The sequence below is a fragment of the Chitinophagales bacterium genome, from assembly GCA_019694975.1.
GTDB lineage: Bacteria > Bacteroidota > Bacteroidia > Chitinophagales > UBA10324 > JACCZZ01.
The window spans coordinates 167,939-183,042 of the sequence record JAIBAY010000008.1 but is presented as its reverse complement, the minus strand read 5'-3'; the positions used below and the strand labels follow the sequence as shown (position 1 = coordinate 183,042).

Below are 15,104 nucleotides of genomic sequence, written 5' to 3'. Positions count from 1 at the left end.
CAGGACTCAATCAGCATGCACCGTTGATGAGGCAGCTAAGGTTGTCCGTTCAGTTCTTCAAAGTCTCATCCAGCCAACGGTAAAACTCACGGTGCCATAATAAACTGTTCTGTGGCTTCAACACCCAATGGCCCTCATCAGGAAATACCAGCAACCTGCTCTTAATGCCTTTGAGTTGTGCAACCTGGTAAGCTTCCAGGCCTTGTGTGTACGGAATACGATAATCCCTCTCCCCTTCCATAATCATGATCGGTGTCTTCCACCGGTCGATCAAACTAATCGGATTGGATAAAGCATAACTTTTAGGCCGGGGCTTCTGCCAGAAGGAACCGCCGAGGTCCCAGTTGGCAAACCAAATTTCTTCAGTAGAGGCATACCAACTGTTCAAATCAAACACGCCGCAATGCGCGATCATGCTTTTGAATCGTCCTTCGCCCAATCCTTCCAGCATGTAGACGGAATAACCGCCGTAACTGGCGCCAACGGCACCAAGGCGTGTCTTGTCAACGAAACTCCATGTTGCCGCCGAATCAATTGCCGTAAGATAATCCCGGATCGGCTGTCCGCCCCAATCCTGGCTGATGTCTTCATTCCACTTCGTGCCAAAGCCCGGCAAACCGCGCCGGTTGGGTGCGATGACGACATAACCATTGGCAGCCATCAGTTGAAAATTCCAGCGAAAAGAATAAAACTGCGAAACGGCTGACTGTGGTCCACCCTGGCAATACAACAGTGTCGGATACTTTTTAGCGGCATCGAAATCAGGCGGATAAATCACCCATGTAAGCATCCGCTGCCCGTCGGTAGTCTTCATCCAAACCTTATCAATACGGCTCAGCTTAATGCCGTCGTATGCCGGCTTATTTACTGTTGTTAAATTCAATACCTCTCCGGTCTTAAGATTGACGCGCACCAATTCTGCTGCATGATTCATATCACTTTTGGCGGCGATCATCCAATCACCCTGCTGGCCGATCAGTGCATTCAGGTCAAAGTCGCCCTTAGTGACCTGCCTGATGGTGACGGCGGCATTTTTTGCAGGATCTTTCGGTAAAGTCATTTCAAATATCTGTTCAGTTGCTTCCTTCACCGCCAGGAAATAGATCTTTGTTCCATCGGCACTCCAACGGAATGACTCCACTGTTTCGTCCCAGTCTTTGGTGAGGTCATATTGCTGACCGGTAGCGATATTTTTTATGAACAGCCTGTTCTTATCCGCTTCAAATCCGTCACGTGCCATAGAAGTATAGGCCAGCACATTGGCTTTGGGAGATAGTTGCGGCTGCATATCATAGCCGCTATTGCCGTCGGTGATATTCAAGGTGGTGCCATTGAGGATGGAATAGTAATAGATATCAGTGTTGGTGCTGACGGCGGCATCCTTTCCGCTTTTCTTTTTGCACACATAATAGATACCCGTTCCCGCAGCGTCAAAAATAAAATCTTCGGCTCCGCCAAAAGGTGTTTGCGGACAGTCGAATGTCTCACCCTGCATGATATCCTTCGCATTGGTGAAACCGGTAGCAGTGTACAAGGCATAAAAAACATGATTGTATGCTCCGTCCTCCCAGGTATCCCAATGACGGTACATGAGGTCATCTCCTCCATGTGCATTTACTTTTTGCAGATCAGGGTAACGATCGGTGATGGTGTTCTGCACTTTCACTTCCTGAGAAAACAAGACATATTTTCCATCCGCGGAAATTTTCACATTGTCAACTCCGCCTTCTATGAATGATATCTGCCTTGCCCCGCTGCCATCCCATTCCGCTTCCCACCATTGTCCGTTGTAGAGGTAACCCATTTTGCCCGATGGCGTAACCTGCACGTTGTATTCTGTTCCCGTTGTTGAAGAGATTTGTTTTGCTGCACCACCGGTTAACGGAATGGAAAAAAGATTGCGTTCACCTTTGTTGGCTGCCATGTCATATACGGTGACACCATAAATCACATTCTTCCCGTCAGGTGAAAGCATCTCCCCGCTCACTCTTCCTAACTGCCATAACAGGTCGGGTGTCATCACCTGCTGACTGAAGGCCATGCCTTGAAACAACAGCATGAAAGCAATTAATAAATTGATGTTAGTCCGCATACACGTAAGATTTAGTTTGCCCGATTAGTGAGAGATGAAGATTCAGCGCATTGTCGTCTGGCATCAGCGTATTCGCAATACGCCGCCTACTTGCCCAGCAAAGCCATTCTGGCTGTAGCCAGCAATGCTGTTACGGCCGCTTTGGTAGGTGCTTCGCCATAAACGCGCAACAAAGGTTCTGTTCCTGAAGCACGGATCATAATCCATTCATTGTCGCTGAAATGATATTTGTATCCGTCAATATCTTCCATGCGCTGTACAGTGTATTGACCGAATGAAGTGTACTTGTTGTCTTTACAGTTCTGTACAATCTGCTGCTTCAGCGCTTCATCAAGGTGAAGATCGAGACGATCAAAGCTGAAAGAGCCGACCACATCATATACTTCCTGGATGATCTGCTTCATTGATTTACCGGTCTTCGCCATAAACTCCAGCAGTATCAGGCCGTCCCAGATTCCATCGCGCTCAGGAATGTGGCCTTTAACGGCGATGCCGCCGGATTCTTCACCGCCCACCAACACATCTTCCTTCACCATTTTTTCGCTGATATATTTAAAGCCTATCGGTGTTACTTCAATGGGCAAACCATAATGCTTACAGAGTTTCTTCACCTTATCTGAAACTGAAAAAGCCACCACCACCTTGCCATTCATTTTTTTGTATTTGTGCAGATAATGGATGAGCAGCAAGATGATGTGATGGGCATCCACGAAGTTACCGTCTTCATCATACATGCCAATCCTGTCGGCGTCGCCATCTGTTGCCAGTCCGCAAACATTATGCGGTGAGTTTTTGATGAGTGAAGCCAATTCCTGCAGGTTACGGTCAAGCGGCTCCGGCGCCTGCCCTTTGAAGGAAGGGTTGTAATCGCAATGCAGCAGTATCGGATTTTTTAATACCTGCGGAATAACATTTTGTCCGGCGCCATACATGGCATCGTAAGCCACCACTACATGGCTGTTGTTGATGCCTTCCAGGTCAAAATTGCTGCGGACAAGTGCTACATACAGGCTTTCCAGGTCAACATATTCGAGCAAGCCTCCTGCTTCATAGGTTGATAAAGCAACCATCTCCACGCTGATGCTGTCCGGAATCATGCTCTCCACTTCGGCAATCACTGCTGGAGAACTCGGGCCACCGGCTTCGCTCTTCAGCTTAAAACCATTATACGAAGGCGGGTTATGGCTGGCTGTAATCACCACACCCATGCCGGCTCCGAAATGTTTTGTTCCCATCGAAACCATCGGTGTGGAAACAAATCCTTCTGCCAGAAATGTTTTAACTCCACAGGCACACATCACCTTTGCAGTTGTTTCGGCGAAGAGTTGACCGCCGAAGCGGCAATCATAGCCGATGAGCACCTTGGGTTGCGGATAGTTTTTCTTTATCCAGTTTGCTGTTGCATAGGCCACCCTGATTACATTGTCAACTGTGTAATCCTGTGCTATGATGGCGCGCCATCCGTCAGTGCCGAATTTAATGGGAGTCATAGGGTAATTGCGTTTGAATGCATGTATTTGTGAAGGCGGCAAATATAGGTACTCCTTCGTTTAAAACATAAGTCGGCAGGCGGCGGGACAATGAAGCAGATGAAGAATCAGAAGCTATCTCAGAACAGGCAATCAATGCGGTCATGGCGGATTTATTCCGGCATGAGTCAATGAATTGAAGAGACCCGGATCCTGATCAATCGGCACAGGATGACTCCAGGTATTTTGTGACAGCTTCTGGTTGACACTGCCTGGCTGCCGGCTATTAACCAAATCATATACGGTTGCTTCGATGGTATAGCTATCGATATGATCCGTTGCTTCATTGTTCAATAACCTCAAAAAATCAGCATACATTAAATGATATACTTCCACTTACTTCCACTCTTTACATCACATCCAACAAATACTCCGCGATACGATTAACTTTGCCCGCAGCAGGATTTAACGGCAACATCCATGAACCAGGCAGACACCTTCCGCCACAAAGGCATGAGAAAGAAATTAGTGGAGACCGTGAAGGCGAAAGGCATTCATGATGCCGAAGTTTTGCGCGCAATGGAAGCAGTGCCGCGTCACCTGTTTGCTTTTGAAAGCGCTTTTATCGAACGGGCCTATGAAGACAGCGCTTTCCCGATAGGTGAAGGTCAAACTATTTCGCAGCCATATACAGTCGCGTATCAGACGCAGCTGCTGGAAGTCAAAAAAGGTGAAAAAATCCTGGAAGTGGGAACAGGGTCAGGATACCAGGCCTGCATCCTTGCTGAGATGAAAGCACGCGTTTTTACGATTGAAAGGATGAAAAAGCTCTATGAGAAAACCAAAGCGCTCTTGCCTTCACTCGGATATGCACAGGTGAAGTGCTTTTATGGCGACGGGTACGAAGGGCTGCCGTCCTTCGCGCCGTTTGACAAGATACTAGTGACGGCTGCGGCCCCTTTTCTTCCGGAGAAATTATTAACGCAGCTCAAGCCCGGTGGTATGCTGGTGATTCCGGTTGGCGAGGGAGAAACACAACTCATGAAGCGTTACACAAAAATTTCCGGTGATGAGATCCGGGAAGAAGTGTTCGACACATTTAAGTTTGTGCCATTGCTGCCGGGAAAAAAAACATAAGGAGTTACTTTGGTTTGATCCGCTGAACTAATCGCGTGACCATATTTGCTGCTGTTGTGACGTGACAGATTCAGCAGCCTGCATGGTTCAGTGCAGCGATACATCAGGTTGAGGAGAAGGAGGTTTATCCACCCAAACACCATCACCAATAGCACGGTGGCAATAAATTCCTCCGCCATCAGGTGCAATTATCCGTTGTTATTTGAAGGCATTGATGCCCGTCACATCCATTCCGGTGATGAGGAGATGAATATCATGTGTGCCTTCATAGGTAACCACTGATTCAAGATTCATCATGTGGCGCATGATCGGATATTCGCCGGTAATACCCATTCCGCCATGTATCTGCCGGGCTTCGCGCGCAATATTCAGTGCAATCTCCACCGAATTTCTTTTCGCCATGGAAATCTGTCCGGGCGTGGCCCTGTTTTCATTCATCAGCACGCCCAGCCGCCAGACAAGCAGCTGCGCCTTGGTGATTTCCGTAATCATTTCCGCCAGCTTTTTCTGCGTGAGCTGAAATCCGCCGATCGGTTTGCCGAACTGAACCCGTTCCTGTGAATAACGGAGCGCTGAATCATAGCAATCCATGGCAGCACCCAGTGCACCCCAGGCAATGCCGTAACGTGCTTTACTTAAACAACCCAACGGACCTTTCAGCCCTTTCACGTTAGGAAGGATATTTTCTTTAGGCACCTGCACATTGTCAAATACCAGTTCACCTGTGGCAGAAGCTCTTAACGACCATTTGCCATGTGTTTCCGGCGTGGTGAATCCATTCATGCCGCGTTCGAGGATCAATCCGCGGATGACACCGGCTTCATCTTTTGCCCATACCACAGCTATATCAGCAAACGGCGCATTGGAGATCCACATTTTCGCTCCGTTCAGGATTACATGGTCACCTGCATCTTTGAAATTGGAGATCATATCGGAAGGATTGGAGCCATAATCCGGCTCCGTCAGTCCGAAGCATCCCATCCATTCGCCGCTGGCCAGCTTAGGCAGATATTTTTTCCGCTGTTCCTCATTGCCATAGGCGTAGATCGGGAACATGACGAGCGAGCCTTGTACCGATGCTGTTGACCGGATACCTGAATCGCCGCGCTCTATCTCCTGCATCATCAGTCCGTAGGAGATGTAATCGAGGCCACCGCCGCCATACTCCACCGGCACCGTCGGCCCAAAGCAACCTTGCTCCGCCAATCCTTTTATCAGTTGCTTCGGAAACTCTGCGCGTTGTGCATAGTCTTCTATGATGGGAGAGACCTCTTTCTTCACCCATGCACGCACGGTGTCACGAATCAGTTTTTGCTCGTCGGTTAATAACTCATCTACCTGGTAGTAATCGGGTTGCTGGTAACGATCAGTGGGCATTGTTTCAATATTTATGGTGCAAATGTATGGATTGAAAGCGGGGAAATAAAAGATTGATGCATTCAGCAGTCAGCCCCACTTATTGCAATTGATGCGTTGACGAAGATTCTTTCGCGCCTGTTGCAGCTTCAGCATAGCCATATTTTTTCATGGCAAAGCCCCAACGGGTTTTTACTTTTTCAAGGTGTAACGGGTCTGAAAGATGCTTGTTCTTCTCAAATGACTTTTGTGTGTCAAGATAAGTCATGAAGTGAGGAAGCGCTCTATCAAATCCTGGCAGATTCAATGAAGTATAAATCTGCTTCAGATGTTCCTCAGGATGCTGCAGGAAATCCTCATACCGTATTTCAATAAGATGATGTGGAGGGATCAGCGCTTTCTGCTTTTCATATTCACTGATCAGTCTTTCATACAATTCAAAGATCAGCTCCTCCATCTCCGGTGGTGTAAATACCTGCAAGCGGAGCGTTTCCATCACTGCCGTAAAAAATTTAAATGTTGAATGAAAAACCATCACGGGGTTCCGGTAGAGGTATATAAAGCGGGCATCCGGAAACATCTCCAGGATCATCTGAATGCTGCCTGTATTCACAGGGTTTTTCGAAATAAAATTCTCTTTCTGATGTTCCAGTAAGGATTGCGCAATCAGCTTCTTATACCGCTTACTGTATTGCCGCTTTTGCTTTGCAGTTAAATCCCGGCAGGAAACATAACGGTCGTAAAAATGTTTCCATTGACGGGGAAAGTACCAGAAGTTATAAAAGGCATAGGAATGCATGTTACACAAAGCAAACCCTTCTTCCTGCGGAAAGTCAGGTGATAAGAGCACATTATCCGAAGGCCGCTTTTCCGGCATCAGCCATTTCATTAACGGCCGGAATAACCAGCGGCTTGCAAAAAACTGGTTTACAAATACACCCTGATAGGTGGTGATATAGGCAAATTGCTGATCCTTGCACATGAGGTTATGCAGCAAGGTTGTGCCACTCCGCCAATGGCCTAAGATAAAAACAGGCGAGGCCGGCAGTCTCGTCCGGTGCAGCTTGCGCGCATAAAGCAGTTGCTCCACCAGCCGGAATGGTTCCGCTATCATGCTGATCAATCCGGCGAGGAAGCATCTACCAAGGTATTTGCGGGAAATGGGATAGCGCGTCACCAACCGGATAAAATTGATGAATGGTGTAACCGCAATGGTGCTGAATGCAATCCGGAATGTCTTCTTTGCCATTATTCAATTTCAGTGAAGTAATATCGTTTCCTGATTTTCTCTTTTCGTTTTCAACTTATGTATCCTATACTGTTACAAAATTATGCTGTATCAACGGGTTAATACATGATTTCAGCAACTCCTGCAGAATAACGGAGACATAAACAGTAATGGGCGCTTACGCAATCGAAAACGGTTAATCTTATTATTGGCTTCTCACAACTTTTAAGCTGCACAAAGAAAGTAAATCATTCATGCACCTTCATGGATACAGGACAGCGGAACTTTTTAATTTGCGGATATTTGTATTCTCAACCGCATGAAACTATTCCCTATGGCAACTATCGTAATCGAAGGCATGAAGTTTAAAGCTCCCATCGGGTATTACCCGGAAGAGCAATTGCTGGGTAATGAAATAGAAGTTACCATCCACCTTACCACGACAGCAAGAACAGGTGACTTAAATGACGAACTGGCCCATACCGTTAATTATGAACTTGTGTATGACCATATCCGCGACCTGATGATGCAGCCCACTCACCTGCTGGAGACGGTTGTTGCCAATATAATGTCGGGCATTGCGCAAAAATTTCCTGCTGTCACAAGCATCAAATTGCGTGTTGCCAAGCTGCATCCTCCGCTTGGAGGAAGGGTGAAGAAAGTTTGGATTGAGGATAGTTGGGTAAGAAACATAAAAAAATAGATATGGAAGGAGCACTGATAACTTGTAGTTTTGCCCACTTTATGCCACTATGAAATTCAGCCAGATAAAATACGAGCGGCCGGACCTTGATCAGCTAGCCGGTCAATTCAATGCATTAATGGAAACGTTCCGTCAAACGGCAGCGGCGAAGGCGCAGATGGAGGTCATTGATGAAATCTACAGACTGCGGTCGCATTTTGAAACCATGAGCAACGTGGCAAGCATCCGCCATACCATTGATACGAGTGATCCTTTTTTTGAAGCGGAACAGGAATACTTCGACAACTCCTATCCTATTTACCTCGATCTTGTTTCAGCCTTTTACAAGGCTCTGATCAACTCGCCCTGCAGGGGCGAGTTGGAAAGCAGGTACGGCAAGCAACTGTTTGACATAGCAAGCGTAACACTGCAATCCTTTTCGCCGGCCATCATCAGCGATCTTCAGCGTGAAAATGAACTCACGACAGAATACACGAAACTGATCGCATCCGCCGAGATAGAATTCGACGGAAAGAAACTGAACCTGAGCGGCATGGTTCCTTATAAACTATCCACTGACCGCGCCATACGCAAAGCGGCACATGAGCGAACGGATGAATTCTATGCTGCCAATGCACAGGCACTGGACCGTATTTTTGATGAGCTGGTGAAAGTCAGGCACACCATCGCCGGGAAGCTTGGCTTCAAAAATTTTGTGAGTGTTGGTTACCTCCGTATGTGCCGTACTGATTACGATGCGACGATGGTGCGCGCATTCAGAAAAATGGTGGAGGAAAACGTTGTACCGCTTGTGTCGCAGCTGAAAGAAAGACAACGCAGGCGGCTCGGCCTTGAACAACTGCTGTATTTCGATGAACCGCTGGATTTCAATTCGGGCAATGCAACACCACAGGGTACGCCGGAATGGATCGTGCAGCATGCAAAGCATATGTATGATGAACTGTCGCCGGAAACAGGCGAATTTTTCAGTTACATGATTGAGAATGAACTGATGGATCTTGTGAATAAACCCAACAAGGCCGGCGGCGGATACTGCACCTTCCTGAGTGAAACGCGGAGCCCGTTTATCTTTTCCAATTTTAACGGCACCTCCGGCGATATTGATGTGCTGACACATGAGGCAGGCCATGCCTTTCAAACCTATTGCAGCCGCCACCTTGGCCTGGAAGAATATTATTTCCCGACCAGCGAAGCGGCTGAAATACATTCCATGAGTATGGAATTTTTAACATGGCCGTGGATGAACCTGTTTTTTGACGGGCAAACCGATAAGTACAAGTTTGCACACCTGAGCCATTCACTTATTTTTCTTCCTTACGGTGTTGCGGTTGATGAATTTCAGCATCATATCTATGAACATCCCGGGCTCACGCCAAAAGAAAGGAATGCATACTGGCGTTCACTTGAAAAAAAGTATCTGCCTCACCGGGTCTATGAACATAATGATTTCCTGGAAGAAGGCGGATTCTGGCAAAGGCAGGCGCATATCTATAAACACCCGTTCTACTATATCGATTACACACTCGCACAGTTATGTGCATTCCAGTTCTGGGTAAAGGCAACCACAGACAGGAAGGCTGCCATGGATGATTATATACGGCTTTGCAAGGCCGGCGGCAGCAAATCATTTCTGCAACTGGTAGCGGAGGCAGGCCTGCAATCTCCTTTCGATGCCAACGCTGCAACAGCAACTATCGCTTCCGTGAATAACTGGCTTACGGCTGCCGATGACAGCGCACTGAATTGACCGAATTACACTCGAATTACAAATTATTATAATTTCTATATTTAATTTTCTCCTTCAGCTTATGGTATTCACCGTTCAACGCTGATTCTGTCCATTTCGGCATTGTTGTTTGTGGCGCCTTGACATGAGCCTATAGTTTTGGTTTCATTCAATTCACTTTCAAACCAAAGCCTTTATGAAAAACAAATTACATTCTTTGCTGATTTTCATCGTTGTTGCAAGCGGTTTAATCAGCGCAACTTTTATCACAGCCATCAGTTATCCCGACGGTGCACCATCATCCGTAACAGGATCGCCCGGCGACAATAACAAAACATGCACAAAGAGCGGATGCCATTCCGGAACGGCAGGCACCATGCTGAATGCCATGACATCAAACATTCCGGCAGCCGGTTATGTGCCCGGCACAACCTACCAGGTAACGGCAACCATTTCAGATCCATCGCTGGTGAAATTCGGTTTTGAGATTTCACCACAAAACGCAGCCGGTACAGTATTGGGTACGATGAGCCTGACAGATGCAACAAAAACCAAATTCACTGCATCAAACGGCAAGTACATCACCCACACCACTTCAGGCAATACCTGGAACGGGCATACTGCCACCTGGTCTTTCAACTGGAAAGCTCCGGTTGCAGGAACAGGCGCTGTTACCTTTTACGGTTCTTTCATGTATGCCAATAATAATGGCGGCACAAGTGGCGACATAGTTAAAACCTCCACCTACACGGTGCAGGAAGCCGTATCTGCCTGTAACCTTACTGTTACACCGGTGGCCGCTACTATCTGCAAAGGCAGCAAACAAACCATTACTGCCAGCGGAGCAACATCCTATACCTGGGCACCATCCACCGGCCTTGATGTTACGACCGGTGCTGTTGTTGTTGCCAAACCCACTTCAACAACTACCTATACGGTTACCGGAGACGGAGGCGCTTGCAGTAAGACGGTAACGATAACCGTAAATCCGGCACCTACCGCTACTATTTCAGCAGGGGCTTGTACAGCAGGCAGCATATTGCTGACCAGAGGCGGCACTCCAACAACCGGTGTTACCTACAAATGGCAGAAAGATGGTGTGAATATCAGTGGTGCGACCAACAGTACTTACCTCGCAACACTATCTGGTTCCTATACCGTGAAAGTGACGATAACGGCAACCGGTTGCAATAAAACATCCAAAGCAACAGCCGTTACGATTAGTTGCAAGATGGGTGAAGAGCCTGCCATTAATGCTGCCGCTTATCCTAATCCGTTCAGCAATGCGGTCAACATACAAATCGGTTCATTGTCTAAAGAAAAGGCCATCATCAGGTTGCTGGATATCAGTGGCAGAGCCATTCATATTTATAATGATGTTGACCCTGCAATGCCTTTTGAAATCAATGAAGACCTTACACCCGGAATTTACTTTGTGAGAATCGAACAAGGTGACGTTCAACAGGTCATTAAAATCGTTAAGACAGAATAATCTTAGCGTTTGAAAATTAAAAAAGGGGGGCAATGTTCCCCCTTTTTTTTGTCCACCTGCATACCGACGGGTGTTCTTTTCAACTCCAAATCGTTGCTCCGCTGAACCTCAATTACAACTTTTTAAGATGCAGAAATAAATCCGGCATGACCGCATTGATTGCTTGTTTTGAGATAGCTGATAATGAAGCTCTTTCGAATGATGATATTATCCGAAGGTGTGTTTTTACCGGTCGAGCTCAAAAATCGCCCGCTCAGTGCATAACATTTTAAGGGTAAGGGCCTGACGGATAGCTTTGCGGCAAACAAAATTGGTATGAAAAAGAACTTACTTTTTATTGCGTTTACACTTTTCACCGGCATGGCCATCATCGGTCTGTCCATGCATTCTGCCACAAGCTATCCCGAAGGAGCGCCATCATCGGTTGCCGGAGCTCCGGGTGATAATGGTAAGACCTGTGCAAAAAGCGGTTGTCATCCCGGCGGATCAACAGCAATTTTTGATGTAATCACTTCCGATGTTCCTGTAACCGGTTATGTTCCGGATTCTACATACACAATAACAGCCACCATCACCGATCCAAACCTGGTTAAGTTCGGGTTTGAAATAACACCGCAAAATACAGCGGGCACTGTGCTTGGAACTATGTCAATATCAGATGCCGTAAAAACCAAATTCACGAGCAGCTCCAATAAATATATTACCCATACCAGCAATGGAAACTTATTCCCTGATCATACGGCAACATGGTCATTTCACTGGACCGCTCCTGCTGCAGGAACAGGTGATGTAACTTTCTACGGAGCATTTGATTTTGCCAACAACAATGGCGGAACAAGCGGCGATGTGATTCATACTGCAACACTTGTGATTCCCGAAGGCTTTGGCACGGCTGTCAACGATGTGGTAAGCATAGAATCACTTAATGTATTTCCGAATCCGGCAGCCGATCATGTGAATATCAGCTACGCACTTTCACAGGCAGGGCCGGTGGATATTACTTTGTTTGATTTGTCGGGCAAAGCAGTGAAGGAACTGAGCAGGAATGACCAGGCTCCCGGCACCTATCATATTGACCTTCCACTCAGCGATGTCGGATCGGGTGTGTATATAGTAAAGCTACATGCCGGCGACCAGGTGATTACGAGAAAAGTTACCAGGCTTTAACATGATGCTTCATTCGAAAATTTCAAGGATATGTTCATCAGTAAATTTCCCCGACTGTGTTTTGCTTCAGTCAAATCCGATGTTGTTTACTGAAGTCAGCTGCAATGCATAAAAGATAATTCCTTTAAACCCCTCATTCCATTTGATTCATGCGAGGCAAGCCCTTCCGGCAACGGAAGGGTTTGCTTTTTCCCGGCAGCCGCTGCCGAAATATTATCATCAAAATTTCCGGCTGACTGTCCGCTGTCTGCTGCCCGCTGTTTATTAAGCTTTGATTTCCTTCAAAAAAAATGAAAGCATCAGTTTTGATACTATCGCTTTTACCGCAGCTGCTGAAGAATCTCAGTTGCATAGTTTAGCTTTGCGGCCGAATTAATTTTGCCATGAAAAGAAATACACGATTCATAGTTTTCTCCCTCATTGCAGCAATTATTGTCGCCGGTAATTCATTGCAGCCAGCGGAAGGTAATGGTTCAGGTGCGCCGGCAGGCAATACAGGATCACCGGCTGATAACAAGACCTGCGCACGCTTAGGCTGCCACCCGGGCACTGCTACGCTGATATCTGATGTGATTACTTCCGATGTGCCGGCAACCGGTTATGTGCCCGGCTATACCTACACCATTACTGCCAGCATCACTGATCCTTCGCTGACTAAATTCGGCTTTCAGATTTCACCGCAGAATAATGCCGGTACACTTTTAGGAACAATGGCCTTGCTGGATGCCAATAAGACAAAATTTACAAGCAATACGAATAAGTACATCACCCATAAAAGTGCAGGAACAACTTGGCCCGGCCATACTGCCACCTGGAGTTTTTCCTGGACAGCACCAATTGCAGGCACCGGTGATGTAACTTTTTACGGTGCATTTAACTTTTCCAACAACAATAACAATACGAGTGGTGATGTGATCCACACTTCCACACTTACAATACCGGAAGCATTTGGTGTAGGAATCGATGATATCTGCGATAGCCATGAGTTCAGCCTCTACCCTAACCCGGCGTCATCTGAAATACTGCTCAGTTACTATCTGTCCAACAGCACTGCAGTGGTCATTTCATTATATGACTTATCAGGAAAAAGGCTGGCCATGCTGCAACAAGACATACAGCAGGAAGGAAAGCAATACGCCTCCTTCTCATTGTCAGATTTTGCTAATGGAACTTATATTATTGAGTTGAGAACGGGCGATAAAACGATAACACGGAAATTTGTAAAAATATAAGAGCCGCAACCTGCGCGGAGAGCAGATCGTTGAATCGTTTAGCATCAAACGCCTGAAACTTCCTGCGGACTTTGTTATCCGCGCAATTGATCTTACTGCTAATAAAGCATGCTCAGCGGGTTTCCGAGATATGATTTGAAAGTCTGCAGAAAGCGCGCACCGGTAGCACCATCCACAACACGGTGATCACAGGAAAGTGTAACAGTGAGCACACTGCTGACTTTTACCTGGTCATGTATCACTACCGGAATTTTCCTGATTTTACCGATAGCCAGTATACATGCATCGGGTGGATTAATGATGGCCGTAAAATGATCAATATCCATCATGCCTAAATTGGAAATTGTAAATGTATTGCCCTGCATCTCTTCCGGCTGCAACTTTTTTTCCTTTGCCTTACCTGCAAACATCCTTGCTTCTTCGCTGATCTGTGATAATGATTTCTGATCAGCGAATTTGATTACAGGCACCAGTAACCCTTCCTCCACCGCTACAGCCATACCAATGTGAACATGATGATTGTACCTGATCTTATCGGTCAGCCAGCTGGCATTCACCTTCGGGTTCTTTTTTAAAGCCAATGCCGCTGCCTTGATGATGATATCGTTAAAGGAAACCTTCCGGTCGGGAAATTCTTCATTTAAAGCGGTTCGCGCTTCCACGCAACGGTCCATATTGACCTCCATCGTAAGATAAAAATGAGGCGCACTGAATTTACTCTCCGCCAACCTTCTTGCAATCGTTTTGCGCATTTGCGATACGGGAACCTCATCAAATGATTCCACTCCGGCAACGGCAGGCATGGAAACATAGCCGGCGGCTCCTGTATTCGCCGTCAGGAAATTTTCTACGTCGCGCTTCACAATCCGCCCTTCATCACCGGAACCTTTAATCTTCGCTATCGGGACACCGGACTCACTGGCAATCTTTTTAGCAAGCGGAGATGCTTTAATCCGTCCGCTATCCTGCTCAGTTGCTGTTACATTGCCGGTGGCAGCTACTTCATTTTTCGTTGCTATAGGAACCTCCGCTGTAACCGCATCAGGTTTTTTCTCGGCAGTTCCGTTTGTTGCCGGCTTCAGCAATGCCTGGTAGTCTTCTCCTTCCTTACCGAGCACGGCAATTACCTCATCCACCTTTACTGCTTCACCTTTGTCGGGGCCGATGTATAAAAGAACTCCTTCCTGGAAACTTTCAAATTCCATTACCGCTTTATCAGTTTCAATCTCTGCCAACAGATCACCGGATTTAATTTTATCACCAACCTTTTTATGCCAGGCAACGATCACACCTTCCGTCATCGTATCACTCATCTTGGGCATTCGTACTACATCAGCCATGTCTTAAATTTCTTTTGATCGCATCAAAAATAGGAAAAAGCAGAGCGAATACACAATGGACGCCGCTTGCCATTCCATTCAGTCTGTCATCCGTTTTGCAACTAATGCACAAGCCTGCCGGACCTGTGTTGTGCGGCACTGATTACATAAGAAAATCCGATG

General features: G+C 46.8%; 11 protein-coding genes. 6 read left to right on the top strand and 5 right to left on the bottom strand.

Features of this window, described 5'->3' with window-relative positions; genetic code table 11:
* Positions 1-49: 49 nt before the first annotated feature.
* Positions 50-2,059: a S9 family peptidase gene (locus K1X61_14225; GenBank protein MBX7109804.1), complete on the bottom strand. Its 2,010-nt coding sequence runs from the start codon at positions 2,057-2,059 to the stop codon at positions 50-52.
* Positions 2,060-2,178: 119 nt separating this feature from the next.
* Positions 2,179-3,582: a phosphoglucomutase/phosphomannomutase family protein gene (locus K1X61_14220; GenBank protein ID MBX7109803.1), complete on the bottom strand. Its 1,404-nt coding sequence runs from the start codon at positions 3,580-3,582 to the stop codon at positions 2,179-2,181.
* 459 nt (positions 3,583-4,041) lie between these two features.
* Here K1X61_14220 and K1X61_14215 point away from each other — a divergent pair, with 459 nt between their 5' ends.
* On the top strand, positions 4,042-4,698 hold the full coding sequence (locus tag K1X61_14215) for a protein-L-isoaspartate(D-aspartate) O-methyltransferase (protein ID MBX7109802.1): 657 nt from the start codon (positions 4,042-4,044) through the stop codon (positions 4,696-4,698).
* 198 nt (positions 4,699-4,896) lie between these two features.
* Here K1X61_14215 and K1X61_14210 read toward each other — a convergent pair whose 3' ends face one another.
* Positions 4,897-6,075: an acyl-CoA dehydrogenase family protein gene (locus K1X61_14210; protein MBX7109801.1), complete on the bottom strand. Its 1,179-nt coding sequence runs from the start codon at positions 6,073-6,075 to the stop codon at positions 4,897-4,899.
* Between the two features lie 79 nt (positions 6,076-6,154).
* Positions 6,155-7,303 carry a sulfotransferase gene (locus tag K1X61_14205; GenBank protein ID MBX7109800.1) on the bottom strand — a complete coding sequence of 383 codons (1,149 nt, stop codon included), beginning with the start codon at positions 7,301-7,303 and terminating at the stop codon, positions 6,155-6,157.
* 313 nt (positions 7,304-7,616) lie between these two features.
* Here K1X61_14205 and K1X61_14200 point away from each other — a divergent pair, with 313 nt between their 5' ends.
* The 5 genes from K1X61_14200 (at position 7,617) to K1X61_14180 (ending at position 13,602) form a co-directional block, all read left to right on the top strand.
* Positions 7,617-7,985 (top strand): dihydroneopterin aldolase, encoded by a 369-nt coding sequence (locus K1X61_14200; GenBank protein MBX7109799.1) that lies wholly within the window; start codon positions 7,617-7,619, stop codon positions 7,983-7,985.
* A 118-nt stretch (positions 7,986-8,103) separates the two neighbouring features.
* Complete coding sequence (locus K1X61_14195) at positions 8,104-9,732, top strand: M3 family oligoendopeptidase (GenBank protein MBX7109798.1); 1,629 nt, start codon at positions 8,104-8,106, stop codon at positions 9,730-9,732.
* 175 nt (positions 9,733-9,907) lie between these two features.
* Positions 9,908-11,203 carry a T9SS type A sorting domain-containing protein gene (locus tag K1X61_14190; GenBank protein ID MBX7109797.1) on the top strand — a complete coding sequence of 432 codons (1,296 nt, stop codon included), beginning with the start codon at positions 9,908-9,910 and terminating at the stop codon, positions 11,201-11,203.
* A gap of 315 nt (positions 11,204-11,518) precedes the next feature.
* A complete protein-coding gene (locus K1X61_14185; GenBank protein MBX7109796.1) occupies positions 11,519-12,370 on the top strand; it encodes a T9SS type A sorting domain-containing protein in 852 nt (283 codons plus the stop codon).
* A 383-nt stretch (positions 12,371-12,753) separates the two neighbouring features.
* Entirely contained in the window at positions 12,754-13,602 is an 849-nt protein-coding gene (locus K1X61_14180) for a T9SS type A sorting domain-containing protein (protein MBX7109795.1), read from the top strand.
* 98 nt (positions 13,603-13,700) lie between these two features.
* Here the strand turns inward: K1X61_14180 and K1X61_14175 are convergent, their stop codons facing one another.
* Entirely contained in the window at positions 13,701-14,942 is a 1,242-nt protein-coding gene (locus K1X61_14175) for a pyruvate dehydrogenase complex dihydrolipoamide acetyltransferase (protein ID MBX7109794.1), read from the bottom strand.
* Positions 14,943-15,104: the final 162 nt, after the last annotated feature.